Here is a 14,513-nt window from a genome sequence, read left to right on the forward strand (position 1 = left end):
GCGACGGGAAATGTCAGGCGCGTCCCTCGACGAGGACCCCGTCGACCCGGCGGGGGATGCCCAGCGGGTTGTCGTCGCGCAGCTCGGGCGGCAGGAGCTCGGCCGGCCAGTCCTGGTAGGCGGTCGGCACCAGCCACCTGCGGATCGCTGCGGCGCCGACCGAGGTGTGGGCGGCGGCCGTGCTGGCGGGCCAGGGACCGCCGTGGTGCATGGCCCAGCGGACCGCCACCCCGGTCGGCCAGCCGTTCCAGATCAGCCGCCCCGCCTTCTTGAGCAGCACCTCGGCGCTCCCGCGCGCCTCGGCGGGGTCGGTCGCGTGGATGGTGGCGGTCAGCGAGCCGTCCAGCCTCTCCAGTACGGGAGGCAGGTCCGCGGGGTCGGGGTAGACGACCACGAGGGCGGCCGGGCCGAAACACTCCTCCACGAGATCGGGCAGGTCCGCGGCGAACGTCGCCAGATCGGTGACGAACACCTGCGGGGTCACCGCGAACGCCCCCTCGCCCGGCCGCCCCTCGGCGAGCGGGGTGAGCTTGCCGAGCCTGGCCAGCCCGCGCAGGTAGCCGCCCTGCATCCGCTCGGTGAGCATCGGCCCGCCCACGGTCCCGGAGACCGCCTCGGAGACGGAGACCAGGAGTTCGGCGTCGTCGGGGACGAACACCAACCCGGGGTTGGTGCAGAACTGGCCGGTGCCGAGGGTGAGCGATGCGGCGAAGCCCTGGGCGAGGCCGTCGCGGGCGGCCGAGGGCAGCACGACGACGGGGTTGACGCTGCCCAGCTCGCCGTAGAACGGGATGGGGTCGGGACGCTCGGCGATGAGCGCCTGGATGGCCTTGCCCCCGGGGATGGAGCCGGTGAACCCGACGGCCGCCACGGACGGGTGTACGGCCAGCCGCTTCCCCGCGTCGAGCCCGCGGACCAGGCCGAGCAGGTCCGGGTCGGGCAGGGCGCGCCGGATGATCTGCCACGACAGCTCCGACGTGGCCGGATGCCCGTCGTGGGCCTTGACCACCACCGGGCATCCGGCGGCCAGCGCCGAGGCCGTGTCGCCGCCCGCGACCGAGAAGGCGAACGGGAAGTTGCTCGCCGCGAAGACCCCGGCCACGCCGGGCAGCGGGTGGTTCATCCGCCGCAGGTCGGGGACCGGCGGCTGGGCCGTCGCGTGGTCGATCACCGCCTCCACGTGCCCGCCGTCCCGCAGCACCTGGGCGAAGAGCCGGAACTGGCCGGCGGCCCGCGCCACCTCCCCGCGCAGCCGGGTCTCCCCGAGCGCGGTCTCCGCGTCTGCCGCCCGCCAGAGCTCCTCGACGTTCACCTCCAGTGCCGCCGCGACCGCGTCGAGCGCCGCCGCCCGGTCCGCGGAACGCCAGGCGGACCCGGCGGCGAGAGCCGCCCCGACGATCGCGTCCACCTCGTCGTCCGAGGTCAGGGGGAAGGGATCTCCGACGGACTCGCCGGTCCTGGGGTCGATTGAGTGGATCAAAACGAAAGCCTTTCCTCAACGGATCCTGCCACGCCGGACCATCCTCCTAAGGTAAGCGCTTTCCTAACCAGAGACCAACCGGCCGGGGCAGGCGGGACGCAGCCGTCTTCCACCTCCGTCCTGACCGATCCGCTACGTGTATGCCCTGCCGGTCCCGCTCGGAACGCCACCGCGACCGGCACCGCAGGCCGTCTTCCTACCGACCAGGGTTTTCTCCACGTCTTCAGAGGAACGCAGGATTCGTGATCACGCTGTCACCGGCAGACGCCTGCCAAAGGGTGAAAAGGGTTCTGTACATGCCGTGTCGAGCGGGGGCGCACGCGAGACCCCGAACCGCGATCCGAAGGACGCCCGCAGCGAATGGCCCTGCCCTGGTGTCAGCGCACACCCGGTACGCGTCACCTCGGAACGCCAGACGCTCGACGGGGATTCGGTACCGCAGGGTCGCTACCGCGTCGTGGAGCACACATGCTCCTGCCGGATGGTCTTCTACGAGTTGATCTCCTGCGGCGGTGCCTACATGATCCAGAACAGGCCGCCAGAGCACGCCTTCGCCGGGCGGTGGACGCTCCGCGAGGCGCGGGAGATGTGGCGGCAGGTGCCGACCGGGCAGGCGCGATAGCCGAACGCGAAGGCCGGCGACGCCTGCCCCCTGTATCCGGAACCGGCTCGCCCTGAATACAACCCTTCGCGTTACGGGGACGGTACGCGGGTTCCACCCGAAATCACGGAAGCACCGCCTCCCAGCGGGCGATCAGGGTCTTGCCCCCGGTGGCCACCGTCACGTTGTCCCCCGCCTTCCCCAGGGCGGTGCGCAGCGTCGTCGCCTCGCGTCCCCGGTAGGTCCGGGTGCCGAAATTGCCGCCGGTCGCGGCCTCGATCGGCGTGGTGATCCCCTCGGGCCAGGTCGCCTGCCGCCTTGGCCGGGCGCTCGGGTCCTCGTACATCGTCACCGTGATCGGCGCGGTGACGTCGGGCGTGCCGGTGGAGCGGATCCTGGCGGTCAGCTTCGAGAGGCGCTCGGTGGCGGCGACGACCGGCTCGTCCTCCGCCGTCGGCGTCCCCTCCAGCCGGGTCTCGTGGGTCTTCCCGCCGGAGTCCACCACGGTGACGACCGCGAAGGGCTGGTCGGTGGCCCCTCCGGTACGGTCGATCGTGCCCTCCCGCCCGGCCAGGGATTCGACGAGCCCGGCCCGCAGGTCGCGCAGTTCGGCCTCCGGGAGCGGGACGACGACGAGTTCCGCGTCGCGCAGCGAGACGGCCCGCCCGTCGGCGGTGACGCTCATGCTGTCGCCGCCCTCGCACGTCATCCCGCCGCAGCTGACGTACCGGACGACGACGGCACCGGGCCGTTCCCCGGCGGGCGCGGTGGTCTCGACGGAGACGGTGGTGCCGTTCCCGGAGCAGCCGACCACGAGAAGGAGCGGGAGCAGGACGACGGTCCGCAGAAAACGCATCACATCCCGGAAACGGATCGGGCATCCGGGCGGTTCACGCCTCCCCGGAGTACGCGGCCTTCCCCCTCCCGGCCCCTCCCGGCTTCTTCCCGGTCCTCCCCATCTCCCCTCCAGCCCTCCCCGGACCGGGAACCCGCACGCGGGGGGCGTTCAGCTCATCAGGAGCACGACCCCGGCGACGAGCAGGGCGACGACCTTGACGACCTCCAGGGCGATGTAGGCGTGGTGGCCCTTCGAGCGCGGCGCGTCCCGGCCGGCGAGGATGCGGTCGGATCTGCGCGCCAGCCGTGGCCGTACCACCGCCAGTTGCACGGCCAGGGTCAGGACCGCGACCGCCGCCGGGGTGACGGCGCCGGACGGCGGAAGGCTGGAGACGACGGCGGTCTCGACCGCCAGCACGCTCAGGAGCACGGTGGCGAGCACGGCCTCGACCGTGTTGAGGGCGCGGAAGACCAGCCGTCCGATGCCGAGCCCGATCTTCGTGGTCACACCGGGAGCACGGAACTTCAGCGGCGCCTCCAGGAAGGAGATCGCCAGCACCATGCCGAGCCAGACGAACGTCACGGCGGCGCCGATGGCGAACGCCTGCATCTCGGTCATGACGTGCCCTCCACCGGCCGCTCCTCCACGCGGGCCCAGTCAGGCACGGCCACACACGGCTGTCCGATCATATGGGTCATGGACTTGAGTTTATACAAAATCCAGTTGTATAAATAGGGGGACGAGAGGAAAAACCATGAACGACCAGGAACTTGACGTACGCCCCCTGAGCAAGCCCGACAAGCATCCGACGATCTTCGCGACCTACGGGGCCCTCGCCGTCGGCGACTCCTTCGTGCTGGTCAACAACCACGATCCCCGGCACCTGCGCGACGAGTTCGACGCCGAGCACCCCGGCGGCTACAGCTGGGACTATCTCGACAAGGGCCCCAAGACCTGGCGGATCCGGATCACCAAACTGGCCGCCACCCCGCTGCCCCGCGTCCTGCACGACACCGGCACGGTCACCCCTGGCGTGACCGGCGCGGCCTGGAAACTGGAGATGCGCGAGCGCGACCTGGACGCCAACGTCATCCAGCTCGCCCCGGAGGCCACCATCGACGCGCACACCGGCCCGGATCTCGACGTCCTCCTGCACGTCCTGCACGGCACCGGCCGGCTCACCACCGAACTCGACACCCTGGACCTGCGGCCCGGCGCGCTGGTGTGGCTGCCCAGGCGCTCCCGGCGCGCCTTTACCGCCGGACCGGACGGGCTGGGCTACCTCACCGTCCACCGCAGCCGCCAGGCTCTGGTGCTGGAGCCCGTCGTCGGAGGCCCCGCCCGATGACCACGGTCCCGCCTCCGCCCCCGCTCGGGTCGCGGGCGACCGGCCCCGGACCACGGGCGGGCGACCCGAAACCACCGGCAACCGGCCCCGAACCACGGACGGCCGGCCGGGCATCCCTGCCGGGTGACCGCGCCGACGGCGACGCGCCGGGCCACTCCCTCCTCGCCCGCCTCGGCAAACGCGTCCTGCGCCCCGGCGGCGCCGAACTCACCCGGGTCCTCCTGGCCCGGGCGGGGATCACCGGTGCCGACGTGGTCGAGCTCGCCCCAGGGCTCGGGCGTACCGCGCGGGAGATCCTCGACCGGCACCCGCGCTCCTACCTCGGCGTCGAGCAGGACCCGGCGGCGGTGGCCGCGGCCGGCAGCGTCGTCGCCGGGCACGGCAGCGTCGTCCTCGGCAACGCCGCCGCCACCGGGCTGCCCGACGCCTCGGCCGACGTGGTGATCGGCGAGGCCATGCTCACCATGCGGGGCGACCGGGCGAAACACGCCGTCGTCGCCGAGGCCGCCCGCCTGCTGCGCCCCGGCGGCCGCTACGCCGTCCACGAACTCGGGCTCACTCCCGACCCGCTGCCCGAGGCGGCCAAGACGGGCATCCGCCAGGCTCTCGCCCGGGCCGTCAAGGTCAACGCCCGCCCTCAGACGATCACCGAATGGCGGTCCCTGCTCCAGGCGCACGGACTGGTCGTCGAGCGGGTCGACACCGCGCCCATGGCCCTGCTGCGGCCACGGCGGATCATCGCCGACGAGGGCCCGCTCGGCGCGCTGCGCTTCATCCGGAACCTGCTCGCCAATCCCGACGCCCGCCGACGCGTCCTCGCCATGCGCCGCACCTTCCGGCTGCACCGCGACCACCTGATCGCCGTCACCGTCATCGCCAGAAAACCCTTGCCGGACCCCTGACCGCCGTCGCCGTCATCGCTGGAAAACCACCGCCGGACCCCCGACCGCCGTCGCCCTCGTCGCCCGAAGAACCACCGCCGGGCCCCTGACCGCTCATCGGCTCGCCAGGGGACACGGGGAGGCGGGTGACATCGGGAGGACCGTCAGGAACGGGCGGCCTCGGCGGTCGTCCTGGCCCAGCGGTAGTCGGCCTTGCCCGCCGGGGAGCGGACCATCTCGTCGACGAAGGCGAAGGTCCTGGGCACCTTGTAGCCGGAGATCTTCTCCCGGCAGTGGGCCTCCAGTTCCTCGGCCGTCGGCGCCGTGCCGGGGCGCGGCTCGATCACCGCCGCCACCCGGTTGCCCCACCGCTCGTCCGGGATGCCGGTCACGACCGCGTCGAAGACCGCCGGGTGGCCCTTGAGCACCGCCTCGACCTCCTCGGGGAAGACCTTCTCCCCGCCGGTGTTGATGCAGGCGGAGCCCCGGCCGAAGATCGCGATGGTGCCGTCCTCCTCGACCTTGGCGATGTCGCCGGTCAGCAGCCAGCGGACCCCGTCCCCGTCCGTCACGAAGGTGCGGGCCGTCTTGGCCTCGTCCTTGTAGTAGCCGGAGGCGATGCGGCCGCTCCTGGCCACGGTGCCCAGCTCGTCCGAGCCGGGCTTGACCGGTTCCAGGACCTCGTTGAGCACGGCCAGGCGGGCGTGGGGGTTCGGCTGGTAGCGCAGCCCCGACTCGGGCGAGGAGCCGGGAACCGCCGAGGCGGTGTAACCGGACTCGGTGGAGCCGAAGCTGTCGATGATCATCTTGCCGGGCAGCAGCTCCTCCAGCCGCTCGCGCACCGAACCGCTGAGGATCGCGCCGGTGGAGCTCAGCGCGAACAGGGAGGACAGGTCGTAGGCGCCGGTGGCGATCTCCTCGACCAGCGGCCGGGCCATCGCGTCCCCGGTGATGTTGAGCGTCAGGACCCTCTCCCGCTCGATCGTCCGCAGCACCTCGGCCGCGTCGAACTTGCGGACGTACGCGATCGTGCCGCCCATGCACCAGGTGATGAACGTGCCCATCTGGGCGGCGCCGTGCATCAGGGGGGCCGCGGCCAGCATGGTCATCTCGCCCGCGGCGGCGGCCGCCTCGATCACCTCGCCCGGGGTGGCGCGCGGCTCGCCGTAGGGGTTGCCGCCGCCGAAGGCGAAGAACAGGTCCTCGGTACGCCACATCACGCCCTTGGGCATGCCGGTCGTGCCGCCGGTGTAGATGATGTAGAGATCGTCGCCCGAGCGCTCGGGGAACCCGCGCGTCTCCGGCTGCCCGGCCAGCGCCTCCTCGTACGGCACCGCGCCCTCGACCCGGGACGGTCCCCCCACCGCGATCAGGTGTTCCAGGAGGGGGGCGTCCGGGGCCGTGGCCGCCACCCGGGCGTCGAACTCCACGTCGAACAGCAGGGCCACGATGTCGGAGTCCCGGTAGAGGTAGAGCAGCTCCGCCTCGACGTAGCGGTAGTTCACGTTGACCGGCACCGCCCGGATCTTGAGGGCGGCCAGCAGACCTGCCACGTACTCGACGCCGTTGTACAGGTGGATCCCGACGTGCTGCCCGGGGCGCACGCCCCTGCTCTGGAGGAAGTGGGCGAGCCGGTTGGCGTGCGCGTCCAGCTCGGCGTAGGTCACGCGCCGGTCGCCGCAGACGACGGCCGTGCGGTCCCCGATCGCGTCGGCGAGTCCTTCGAACAGATCCGCGTGGTTGAACTCCATTCGCACCCCTCCTGGGGGATCAGGGTTTGTCGCTGCCGACCATCCACATCGCGAAGAACTGCGCGCCTCCCCCGTACGCGTGCCCGAGGGCCCGCCTGGCGCCGTCCACCTGGTGCTCCCCCGCCATCCCCCGCACCTGGAGCGCCGCCTCGGCGAACCGGATCAGCCCGGAGGCGCCGATCGGGTTGCTCGACAGCACGCCGCCCGAGGCGTTCCACGGGATGTCGCCGTCCAGGGCGGTGGCCCCGGACTCGGTGAGCTTCCAGCCCTCCCCCTCGGCGGCGAAGCCGAGGTTCTCCAGCCACATCGGCTCGTACCAGGAGAAGGGCACGTACACCTCCGCCACGTCGATCTCCCGGCGCGGGTCGGTGATCCCGGCCTGCCGGTAGACGTCGGCCGCGCAGTCCTTGCCGCCCTGCGGGTTCACGGTGTCGCGGCCCGCACGGAAGATCGGCTCGGAGCGCATCGCGGTGCCGAGGACCCAGGCGGGGGTGCTGCCGGTGAGCTTGTCCTCCGCGGCCAGCACCATCGCGCAGGCGCCGTCGGAGGACGGGCAGGTGTCGAGGTAGCGGATCGGCTCCCAGAGCATCGGGGTCGACTCGACCATCTTCTGGTCGATGCCGGGGATCTTGAGGTGCGCGTACGGGTTCTTCAGCGCGTTGAGCCGGTCCTTGACGGCCACCAGGTGGCCGACATGCCCGGGGGCGCCGGAGCGGCGGATGTACTCGCGGATGTGCGGGGCGAAGTAGCCGCCCGCGCCGACGACCAGCGAGGCGCTGAACGGCAGGTGGGTGGACAGGGCCCAGGTCGCGTTGGACTCCGACTGCTTCTCGAACGCCACCACCAGCACCCGGTCGTGCACGCCGCCCTGGATCAGCGAGGCGCCGACGAGCGCGGTGGACCCGCCGACCGAGCCCGCCGTGTGCACCCGCATCATCGGCTTGCCCGCGGCGCCCAGCGCGTCGGCGAGGTAGGCCTCGGGCATCATCACGCCCTCGAACAGGTCGGGCGCCTTGCCGATGACGACCGCGTCGATGTCCTTCCAGGTCAGGCCCGCGTCCTCCAGCGCGCGCAGGGCCGCCTCGCGGACCAGCCCGGCGAGGGAGACGTCGCGCCGCTTGGTCGTGTAGTGAGTCTGGCCGACACCGATGACCGCGCAGGGGTTGCCCATCTCTAAGCCTCCATCACGGTGACGAGGTTGTGCTGGAGGCAGGGGCCGCTCGTGGCGTGCCCGAGGGCGCGGCCCGCGGTGCCGTCCATGATGCGCCCGGCCGCCTCGCCGATCCTGATGAGGCCGGTGGCCATGACCGGGTTCGCGGCGAGGGGGCCGCCGCTCGGGTTGACGCGCGTGCCCTCGGGGAGCTCCAGCGCCTCGCGCAGGATGAGCTCCTCGTGGCTGAACTGGACGTGCAGCTCGGCCACGTCGACGTCACCCTTGCCGGCCCCCGCCGCGCGTGCGGCGTCGGCGGCGGAGGCCGACCGGGCGAGGTCCCTCATGCCCAGGTAGTGCGGCTCTATACGGTGGGCGATCCCCGTTATCCACGCGGGGCGCTCGCACAGCTCCCTGGCCAGGTCACCGGCCGCCAGCACCACCGCGGCGGCGCCGTCGGTGATCGGGGCGATGTCGTACGGCCGCAGCGGCGCGACCTCCGCCTCCTCCGCAGTGGGATCCGGGATGGGGTCCGGCAGGTCGAGAGCGTACGGGTTGGCCCTGCCGTCGGCGCGGCTGCGCCGCACGATCTCGTCCAGCTCGGCCCGGTCCGCCCCGGTGGCCGACGCCTGCAGCGCGGCGAAGGAGACCTGGTCCAGCCCGAGGGGGGCCAGGTAGTACGGGTCCAGCTGGAGCGTCATGATCTCCCGCAGGTCCCCCTGGGACGACTTGCCGAAGCCGTAGACCAGGGCCGAGTCGACGTCGCCGTGCTGGAGCCTGACCCAGGCCTCGTACAGCGCCCAGGCCGCGTCCATCTCGACGTGGCTCTCCGAGATCGGCGGCCAGGCGCCGAGCGCGTCGAGCGCGGAGACGAACGAGAACGGCGCGCCCGCCAGGTAGTCGCACGACCCCGAGCAGGTGAAACCGAATTTCCGCAGCCCGGTGGCGGCCCTCACCTCCTCCAGCGGGGGCAGGATGAGCTCGGCCTCGCTCTGTCCCTCGTCGACGGCACTGTGCCGGGTCTGCGCGAACGCGACGACCGCTATCTCCCGCATCTACAGCTCCGCGTCCGGCTCGCCGGTGGGGGCGAACCACTTGATGTTCGACATGGACATCGTCCGCTCCTCCTCGGGCACCCACACGGCCCGCACCCGCATGCCCTGGCGCACCTCGTGGGCCGGGATCCCGCCGACCAGGGCGATCATCGGGATGTCGGTGCCGTCGAGCTGGATGTACGCCGAGACGAACGGCACCTCGGGGGCCCGCGGGTCGGGCAGGTTGTTGATGGCGAAGGTGGTGATCGTGCCGGTGTCCGGGACGACCACCTCCTCGCTGACCGCCACCCCGCACTCGGGGCAGGACAGCCGGTAGGGCACGTAGACCTTGTGGCAGGTGCCGCACCGGCAGCCGATGAGGACGCCCTCGGCGACCCCCTCCAGGAAGCGGGTCAGCGCCAGGCCCGGCGTCACGGTGTACTCGGCGCTGACCTCGGAGACGATCCTGGTGACCTCGGGGACGAAGCTCTCGATGTCGGTGACGTGCCCGGTGCGCCCGGCCCGCCAGCGGGGACGTACCCGCAGCCCGGGACGCATCGCCCTGACGTCCCCGGCGTCCACCGCGTGCACCAGCGAGGTGTCGGCGCCGTCCAGCCGGATGAGGGCCCAGGCGAACGGCCGGTCCAGCGGGTGGTTCTTCCTCGGGGTGGTCACCCACGCCCAGCTCTCGACGGTGCCGGCCGGGCCGACCTCGACGAACTCGCCGGTCACCGCGTCGCCGGTCTCCGGGTCGTACTCCAGCGGCGGCACCAGCGTGCGCCCGCCCGCCGTGCGGACCCCGACGAGCCGCCCGTCCCGCAGCTCGGTGAGGAAGCGCCCGATCACCGGTCCCGTCGTGCGCGTGTATCCGCCGGGGAACTCCAGCACGTGCCGCGCCCGCAGCGGCGCCCGGGTGTCTTCGCTAGATGGCACGTTCGTGTCCCTCCCAGTACGGGTCACGCAGCTTGCGTTTGAGGAGCTTGCCGTTGGGTTCGCGGGGCATCTCCGCGATGAAGTCGACGGACTTCGGCCACTTCATCCTCGACAGGCGGCCCCGCAGCGACTCGACGAGCTCGGCCGCCAGCTCGGGCGAGGGGACGACGCCGGCCGCGGGCTCGACCACGGCCTTGATCTGCTCGCCCCACTCCTCGTCGGGGATGCCGAACACGGCCACATCGGCGATCTTGGGGTGGACCATCAGCTCGTTCTCGATCTCGGCCGGGTAGATGTTGGTCCCGCCGGAGATGATCATGTCGGCCTTGCGGTCGCAGAGGAAGAGGAAGCCCTCCTCGTCCAGGTAGCCGATGTCGCCGACGGTGAAGTGGTCGCGCAACCGGTTGGCCGCGGTCTTCGCCGGGTCGCCCTTGTACTCGAACTGGACGCCCATCATCTTCATGTAGATGGTGCCGGGGGTCCCCGTCGGCACGGGCTCCAGGTTCTCGTCCACGATGAGCAGCTCGCTGATCGGCCAGGCGGTGCCGACGGTGCCGGGGTGGCTCCTCCAGCCCTCCGGGGTGGCGATGGTGCCGCCGCCCTCGGTGGCCGCGTAGTACTCGTAGATGCAGTCGCCCCACCACTCCAACATGGCCCACTTGACGGGGACCGGGCAGGGGGCCGCGGCGTGGATCATCCATCTGAGCGAGGAGAGGTCGTACTTGGACCTCACGTCGGCGGGGAGCGCGAGCAGGCGCTTGAAGTGGGTGGGGACCATGTGCGAGTTGGTGACCCGGTACCTCTCGCAGAGCCGGAGCGTCTCCTCGGCGTCCCACCTGTCCATGTAGACGAGCGTGTGCCCCATCTGCAGGGCCGTCCCCCCGAACTGGGTGACGGCGGTGTGGTAGTTCGGCGAGGTGACCAGGTGGACGTTCTCCTTGCCCGGGGTGATGCCGAACAGGGTGAGCAGGAACGACATCAGCTCGGCGGCGTCGTCCGGGTCCAGGCCGCTGAGCGGGCGGCGCACGCCCTTGGGCTTGCCGGTGGTGCCGGAGGTGTAGTGCATGGTGGCGCCCGCCGTACGGTCGGCGGGGGCGGTGTCCGGTCGCCCGTCGGTCAGCTCCGCGGCGGACCGCACCCCCTCGACCCGCCCGAACGCGAAGACGCGCTCGGCGGCGATGCCCGACTCGGCGGCGCCGCGCAGTCCCTCCTCGGCGTAGCGCTCGTGGACGAAGAAGGCGCGCGCCTCGCTGTCGGCGACGATGTAGCCGATCTCGGGTCCGGTGAGGTGCCAGTTGATCGGCGTGTAGTACCAGCCGGCCTGCAGGGCGGCGAGGTAGAGGGTGAGCCCGTCGGAGCCGTTGGGCACGAGCCCGCAGATGCCGTCGCCCGCCTTGAGGCCGAGTTCCCTCAGGCCGTGGACGAGGCGGTTGGCACGGGCGAGCAGGTCGCCGGCGCGGTGTTCGGTGCCGTCCGGGTCGACGGCGGCCACCCACTCGGGGTCCGCCTGCGCCAATCTCCAGAAACCGAGCGTACCCATCGGAAATCCTCTCGGTTGGAAAGGCCCCGGCACGCCGGAGTGAATCACGTTCTCTTTATCGCGACAAGCCCTGGCGGAACGGGGTATTTAGAACAAGAATCTGTTCTTGTACGCATGGGCAGACTAACCCCGTGAGGTACGCCTAGCAAGCGCTTGACTGAGCACGGGCCCCGCCCTTTCAATGCAGGACCGGCATCCCCGGAAGGCGTCTCGCCCGGCGTCGCCGGAACCCCGGTCCCACCCCGGGCGGCCAGGCCGCGCGGGAACGATACGCATCCAGAATTTCCCATCAGCACCTGGTGAATCAACGGAGGTCGTCCCGTGGAACTCCTGCCGATCAGCACACCGCACTGCCGGGTCGAGCGCGACGGTCACGTCGTGGTCGTCACCATGGACCGGCCCGAGGCGAGGAACGCGCTCTCCACCGACATGCTGGTCGGTCTGGCCGACGCCTGGGCGTACGTCTCGGAGGAGCCCGAGGTCCGCGTCGCCGTGCTGACCGGCGCGCACGGGACGTTCTGCGCGGGCGCCGACCTGAAGGCCATGGGCAGCCCGTCGCAGGACGCCCGGGTCAGGGAGCGGGCCGCGGCCATCCCCGACTTCCACTGGAAGGGCCTGCTCCGCGACTCCGGCGCGCTGCCGACGAAGCCGATCGTCTGCGCGGTCGAGGGGTACGCCGTGGCCGGGGGCACCGAGCTGCTCGTCGGCACCGACATGCGGGTGGTCGCCGAGTCCGCCACCCTCGGCCTGTTCGAGGCCCGTCGCGCCCTCTTCCCCATGGGCGGCTCCGCGATCCGCCTGCCCCGCCAGATCCCGTACGCCTTCGCCATGGACATCCTGCTCACCGGCCGCGCCGTCACCGCGCGGGAGGCGCTGGCCATGGGCCTGGTCAACCGGGTCGTCCCCGACGGCGAGGCGCTGACGGCCGCCCTGGAGATCGCCGCCCAGATCGCCGAGTGCGGCCCCCTCGCCGTCCAGGCCATCCTCCGCGCCTACCGCGAGACCCTGGGCCTGCCCGAGGACGAGGCACTGAAGGTCTCCGACGCCATCGGCTGGCCGGTCATCGGCTCCGAGGACGCCAAGGAGGGCTCCCGGGCCTTCCGCGAGAAGCGCCCGGCCGCCTACCGGGGCGAATGACCTCTCTCGGTCTTCCCGCGCGGCGTGGCCCCGGGCCACCTACCGGGACCAGGTGTCAGGAACGCCCCGCGAGCCACCGAGACCGAAGTTCAGCCAGGTCGCAACGCCCGAACGAGATCAGCCACCAGAAGGGAGGCATACAGGGCGACGGTTTCAGGCTTGCCGTGTTCGGGAAATACCCTCATCTCCGCCGGCAGCGGAAACAGCTGATTTCCCGAACAGAGGGTCGCGGTGCGGCGCACCCGTCGTCCCGGTACGGTGTCCGTCTTGGCGTGTACGGTGCACACCCCGGCACGGGGACTCCTCCCGCCCCGAAATTCGGAACCCACCCGCGTACGACTCGCGCCTTCGACTCCGACCGCTCCGAGAACAAGAGACAAATCCGGCCGTGACCTTCTCCTCGTACCATGAAGATCCGACTCAAGGAACAAATCTGTTGAAAAGCTGATAGATCCGCATGATATTGGAGAATTCGTGACATACGACGTGGCGACCGTACGGGCGCGCTTTCCCGCGCTGGACGAGGGCGCGGCGCACTTCGACGGGCCGGGAGGCTCGCAGGTGCCCGAGCCGGTCGCGGAGGCCGTGGCCGGCGCGCTGCGGTCCGCCGTCTCCAACCGGGGGGTCGAGACCACCGCCGAGCGGCGCGCCGACGGGATCGTGACGGGGGCGCGCCGGGCGATGGCCGACCTGCTCGGCGGTACGCCGGGCGGCATCGTGTTCGGCCGCAGCATGACGCAGCTCACCTACGACATGGCCCGCGCGCTCGCCAGGGAGTGGCACCCCGGTGACGAGGTCGTGGTCACCACCCTGGACCACGACGCGAACATCCGGCCCTGGGTCCAGGCCGCCGAGGCGCGCGGGGTCACGGTGCGCTGGGCCGACTTCGACCCGGCGAGCGGCGAGCTGGACGTCGAGGCCGTCTCCGGCCTGCTCACCGGGCGCACCCGGCTGGTGGCCGTCACGGCCGCGTCGAACCTGCTGGGCACCCGCCCGGACGTCCCGGCGATCGCCGAGCGGGTGCACGAGGCCGGGGCGCTGCTCTACGTCGACGGCGTGCACCTGACGCCGCACAGCCTGGTCGACGTCGGACGGCTGGGCGCCGACTTCTACGCCTGCTCGCCGTACAAGTTCCTCGGCCCGCACCTGGGCGTGCTCGCCGCCGACCCCGGCCTGCTGGAGACCGTCCGCCCCGACAAGCTGCTCCCCTCCAGCGACGCGGTGCCCGAGCGCTTCGAGCTGGGCACGCTGCCGTACGAACTGCTCGCCGGCACGACGGCGGCGGTCGACTTCCTCGCCGGCCTCGTGCCCGGCGAGGGGACCCGGCGCGAACGTCTGGCCCGCTCGATGGCCGCGCTGGAGGAGCACGAGCGGGTGATGCTCGACCGGCTCGACGCCGGTCTGGCCGGGATCGCCGGGGTGACCTTCCACGGCGCGGCGTCGCGCAGCCGTACCCCCACGACGCTGTTCTCCGTCGACCACGTCAGGCCGGCCGACGCCTACCGCTTCCTGGCCGAGCGCGGCGTCAACGCTCCCGCGAGCAGCTTCTACGCGCTGGAGTGCTCCCGCCGCCTGGGCCTCGGCGATACCGGGGCGATCCGGGCCGGGATCGCGCCGTACACCGACGAGTCCGACGTGGACAGGCTCCTCAAGGGCGTCCAGGAGCTGGCCGGGGAGGCGGTACGGCCCGAGCCGGCGTGAACGGCACCGCCACGGACGGAGCCGGGTTCCGGATCGCGCCGGTGGCCGTGTCGGGAACGCGGCGGCCAGGAGCGGCGTGCTCATGGCCCGACAGGCCGGCCACGCGCGAAGGGCGGGAC

At 72.0% G+C, this 14,513-nt stretch carries 13 protein-coding genes; 5 read left to right on the top strand and 8 right to left on the bottom strand.

What is annotated here, in order from left to right; genetic code table 11:
* Positions 1-13 precede the first annotated feature (13 nt).
* A complete protein-coding gene (locus ACVCAG_RS15525; RefSeq protein ID WP_440084049.1) occupies positions 14-1,480 on the bottom strand; it encodes an aldehyde dehydrogenase (NADP(+)) in 1,467 nt (488 codons plus the stop codon).
* Between the two features lie 301 nt (positions 1,481-1,781).
* Here ACVCAG_RS15525 and ACVCAG_RS15530 point away from each other — a divergent pair, with 301 nt between their 5' ends.
* On the top strand, positions 1,782-2,102 hold the full coding sequence (locus tag ACVCAG_RS15530) for a hypothetical protein (protein WP_440084050.1): 321 nt from the start codon (positions 1,782-1,784) through the stop codon (positions 2,100-2,102).
* A 103-nt stretch (positions 2,103-2,205) separates the two neighbouring features.
* Here the strand turns inward: ACVCAG_RS15530 and ACVCAG_RS15535 are convergent, their stop codons facing one another.
* Together ACVCAG_RS15535 and ACVCAG_RS15540 are read right to left on the bottom strand one after the other, a co-directional pair.
* Positions 2,206-2,937, bottom strand: coding sequence for a hypothetical protein (locus tag ACVCAG_RS15535; RefSeq protein ID WP_440084051.1), 732 nt, complete (start codon positions 2,935-2,937; stop codon positions 2,206-2,208).
* A 150-nt stretch (positions 2,938-3,087) separates the two neighbouring features.
* Positions 3,088-3,537, bottom strand: a complete 450-nt coding sequence (locus ACVCAG_RS15540) for a hypothetical protein (protein ID WP_440084052.1) — start codon at positions 3,535-3,537, stop codon at positions 3,088-3,090.
* Positions 3,538-3,673: 136 nt separating this feature from the next.
* Here ACVCAG_RS15540 and ACVCAG_RS15545 point away from each other — a divergent pair, with 136 nt between their 5' ends.
* Both ACVCAG_RS15545 and ACVCAG_RS15550 read left to right on the top strand, forming a co-directional pair.
* Positions 3,674-4,267: a DUF2249 domain-containing protein gene (locus tag ACVCAG_RS15545; RefSeq protein ID WP_440084053.1), complete on the top strand. Its 594-nt coding sequence runs from the start codon at positions 3,674-3,676 to the stop codon at positions 4,265-4,267.
* Entirely contained in the window at positions 4,264-5,169 is a 906-nt protein-coding gene (locus ACVCAG_RS15550; protein ID WP_440084054.1) for a methyltransferase domain-containing protein, read from the top strand. The genes ACVCAG_RS15545 and ACVCAG_RS15550 overlap by 4 nt, the downstream gene beginning before the upstream one ends.
* Positions 5,170-5,312: 143 nt before the next feature.
* Here ACVCAG_RS15550 and ACVCAG_RS15555 read toward each other — a convergent pair whose 3' ends face one another.
* From ACVCAG_RS15555 to ACVCAG_RS15575, 5 genes are read right to left on the bottom strand one after another with little or no spacing between them, the layout of a single operon-like run.
* On the bottom strand, positions 5,313-6,899 hold the full coding sequence (locus ACVCAG_RS15555) for an acyl-CoA synthetase (protein WP_440084055.1): 1,587 nt from the start codon (positions 6,897-6,899) through the stop codon (positions 5,313-5,315).
* A gap of 19 nt (positions 6,900-6,918) precedes the next feature.
* Positions 6,919-8,070, bottom strand: coding sequence for a thiolase domain-containing protein (locus ACVCAG_RS15560; RefSeq protein ID WP_440084056.1), 1,152 nt, complete (start codon positions 8,068-8,070; stop codon positions 6,919-6,921).
* 2 nt (positions 8,071-8,072) lie between these two features.
* Positions 8,073-9,104: a thiolase domain-containing protein gene (locus ACVCAG_RS15565; RefSeq protein WP_440084057.1), complete on the bottom strand. Its 1,032-nt coding sequence runs from the start codon at positions 9,102-9,104 to the stop codon at positions 8,073-8,075.
* Positions 9,105-10,016: an OB-fold domain-containing protein gene (locus ACVCAG_RS15570; RefSeq protein WP_440084058.1), complete on the bottom strand. Its 912-nt coding sequence runs from the start codon at positions 10,014-10,016 to the stop codon at positions 9,105-9,107. It abuts the gene before it with no gap.
* A complete protein-coding gene (locus ACVCAG_RS15575) occupies positions 10,006-11,556 on the bottom strand; it encodes an acyl-CoA synthetase (protein ID WP_440084059.1) in 1,551 nt (516 codons plus the stop codon). Before ACVCAG_RS15575 ends, ACVCAG_RS15570 begins: the two co-directional genes overlap by 11 nt.
* 321 nt (positions 11,557-11,877) lie before the next feature.
* On the opposite strand from ACVCAG_RS15575, the gene ACVCAG_RS15580 reads away from it, so the two are divergent.
* Together ACVCAG_RS15580 and ACVCAG_RS15585 are read left to right on the top strand one after the other, a co-directional pair.
* Positions 11,878-12,693, top strand: coding sequence for a crotonase/enoyl-CoA hydratase family protein (locus ACVCAG_RS15580; RefSeq protein ID WP_440084060.1), 816 nt, complete (start codon positions 11,878-11,880; stop codon positions 12,691-12,693).
* 474 nt (positions 12,694-13,167) lie between these two features.
* A complete protein-coding gene (locus tag ACVCAG_RS15585) occupies positions 13,168-14,394 on the top strand; it encodes a cysteine desulfurase-like protein (protein WP_440084061.1) in 1,227 nt (408 codons plus the stop codon).
* The last annotated feature ends 119 nt before the right edge of the window (positions 14,395-14,513 follow it).

The organism is Streptosporangium sp. G12 (genome assembly GCF_052983175.1).

Coding starts and splice junctions, on each gene's coding strand:
- ACVCAG_RS15535 (WP_440084051.1), bottom strand. CDS start 2,937: ATGCGTTTTCTGCGGACCGTCGTCCTGCTCCCGCTCCTTCTCGTGGTC.
- ACVCAG_RS15540 (WP_440084052.1), bottom strand. CDS start 3,537: ATGACCGAGATGCAGGCGTTCGCCATCGGCGCCGCCGTGACGTTCGTC.
- ACVCAG_RS15545 (WP_440084053.1), top strand. CDS start 3,674: ATGAACGACCAGGAACTTGACGTACGCCCCCTGAGCAAGCCCGACAAG.
- ACVCAG_RS15550 (WP_440084054.1), top strand. CDS start 4,264: ATGACCACGGTCCCGCCTCCGCCCCCGCTCGGGTCGCGGGCGACCGGC.
- ACVCAG_RS15555 (WP_440084055.1), bottom strand. CDS start 6,899: ATGGAGTTCAACCACGCGGATCTGTTCGAAGGACTCGCCGACGCGATC.
- ACVCAG_RS15560 (WP_440084056.1), bottom strand. CDS start 8,070: ATGGGCAACCCCTGCGCGGTCATCGGTGTCGGCCAGACTCACTACACG.
- ACVCAG_RS15565 (WP_440084057.1), bottom strand. CDS start 9,104: ATGCGGGAGATAGCGGTCGTCGCGTTCGCGCAGACCCGGCACAGTGCC.
- ACVCAG_RS15575 (WP_440084059.1), bottom strand. CDS start 11,556: ATGGGTACGCTCGGTTTCTGGAGATTGGCGCAGGCGGACCCCGAGTGG.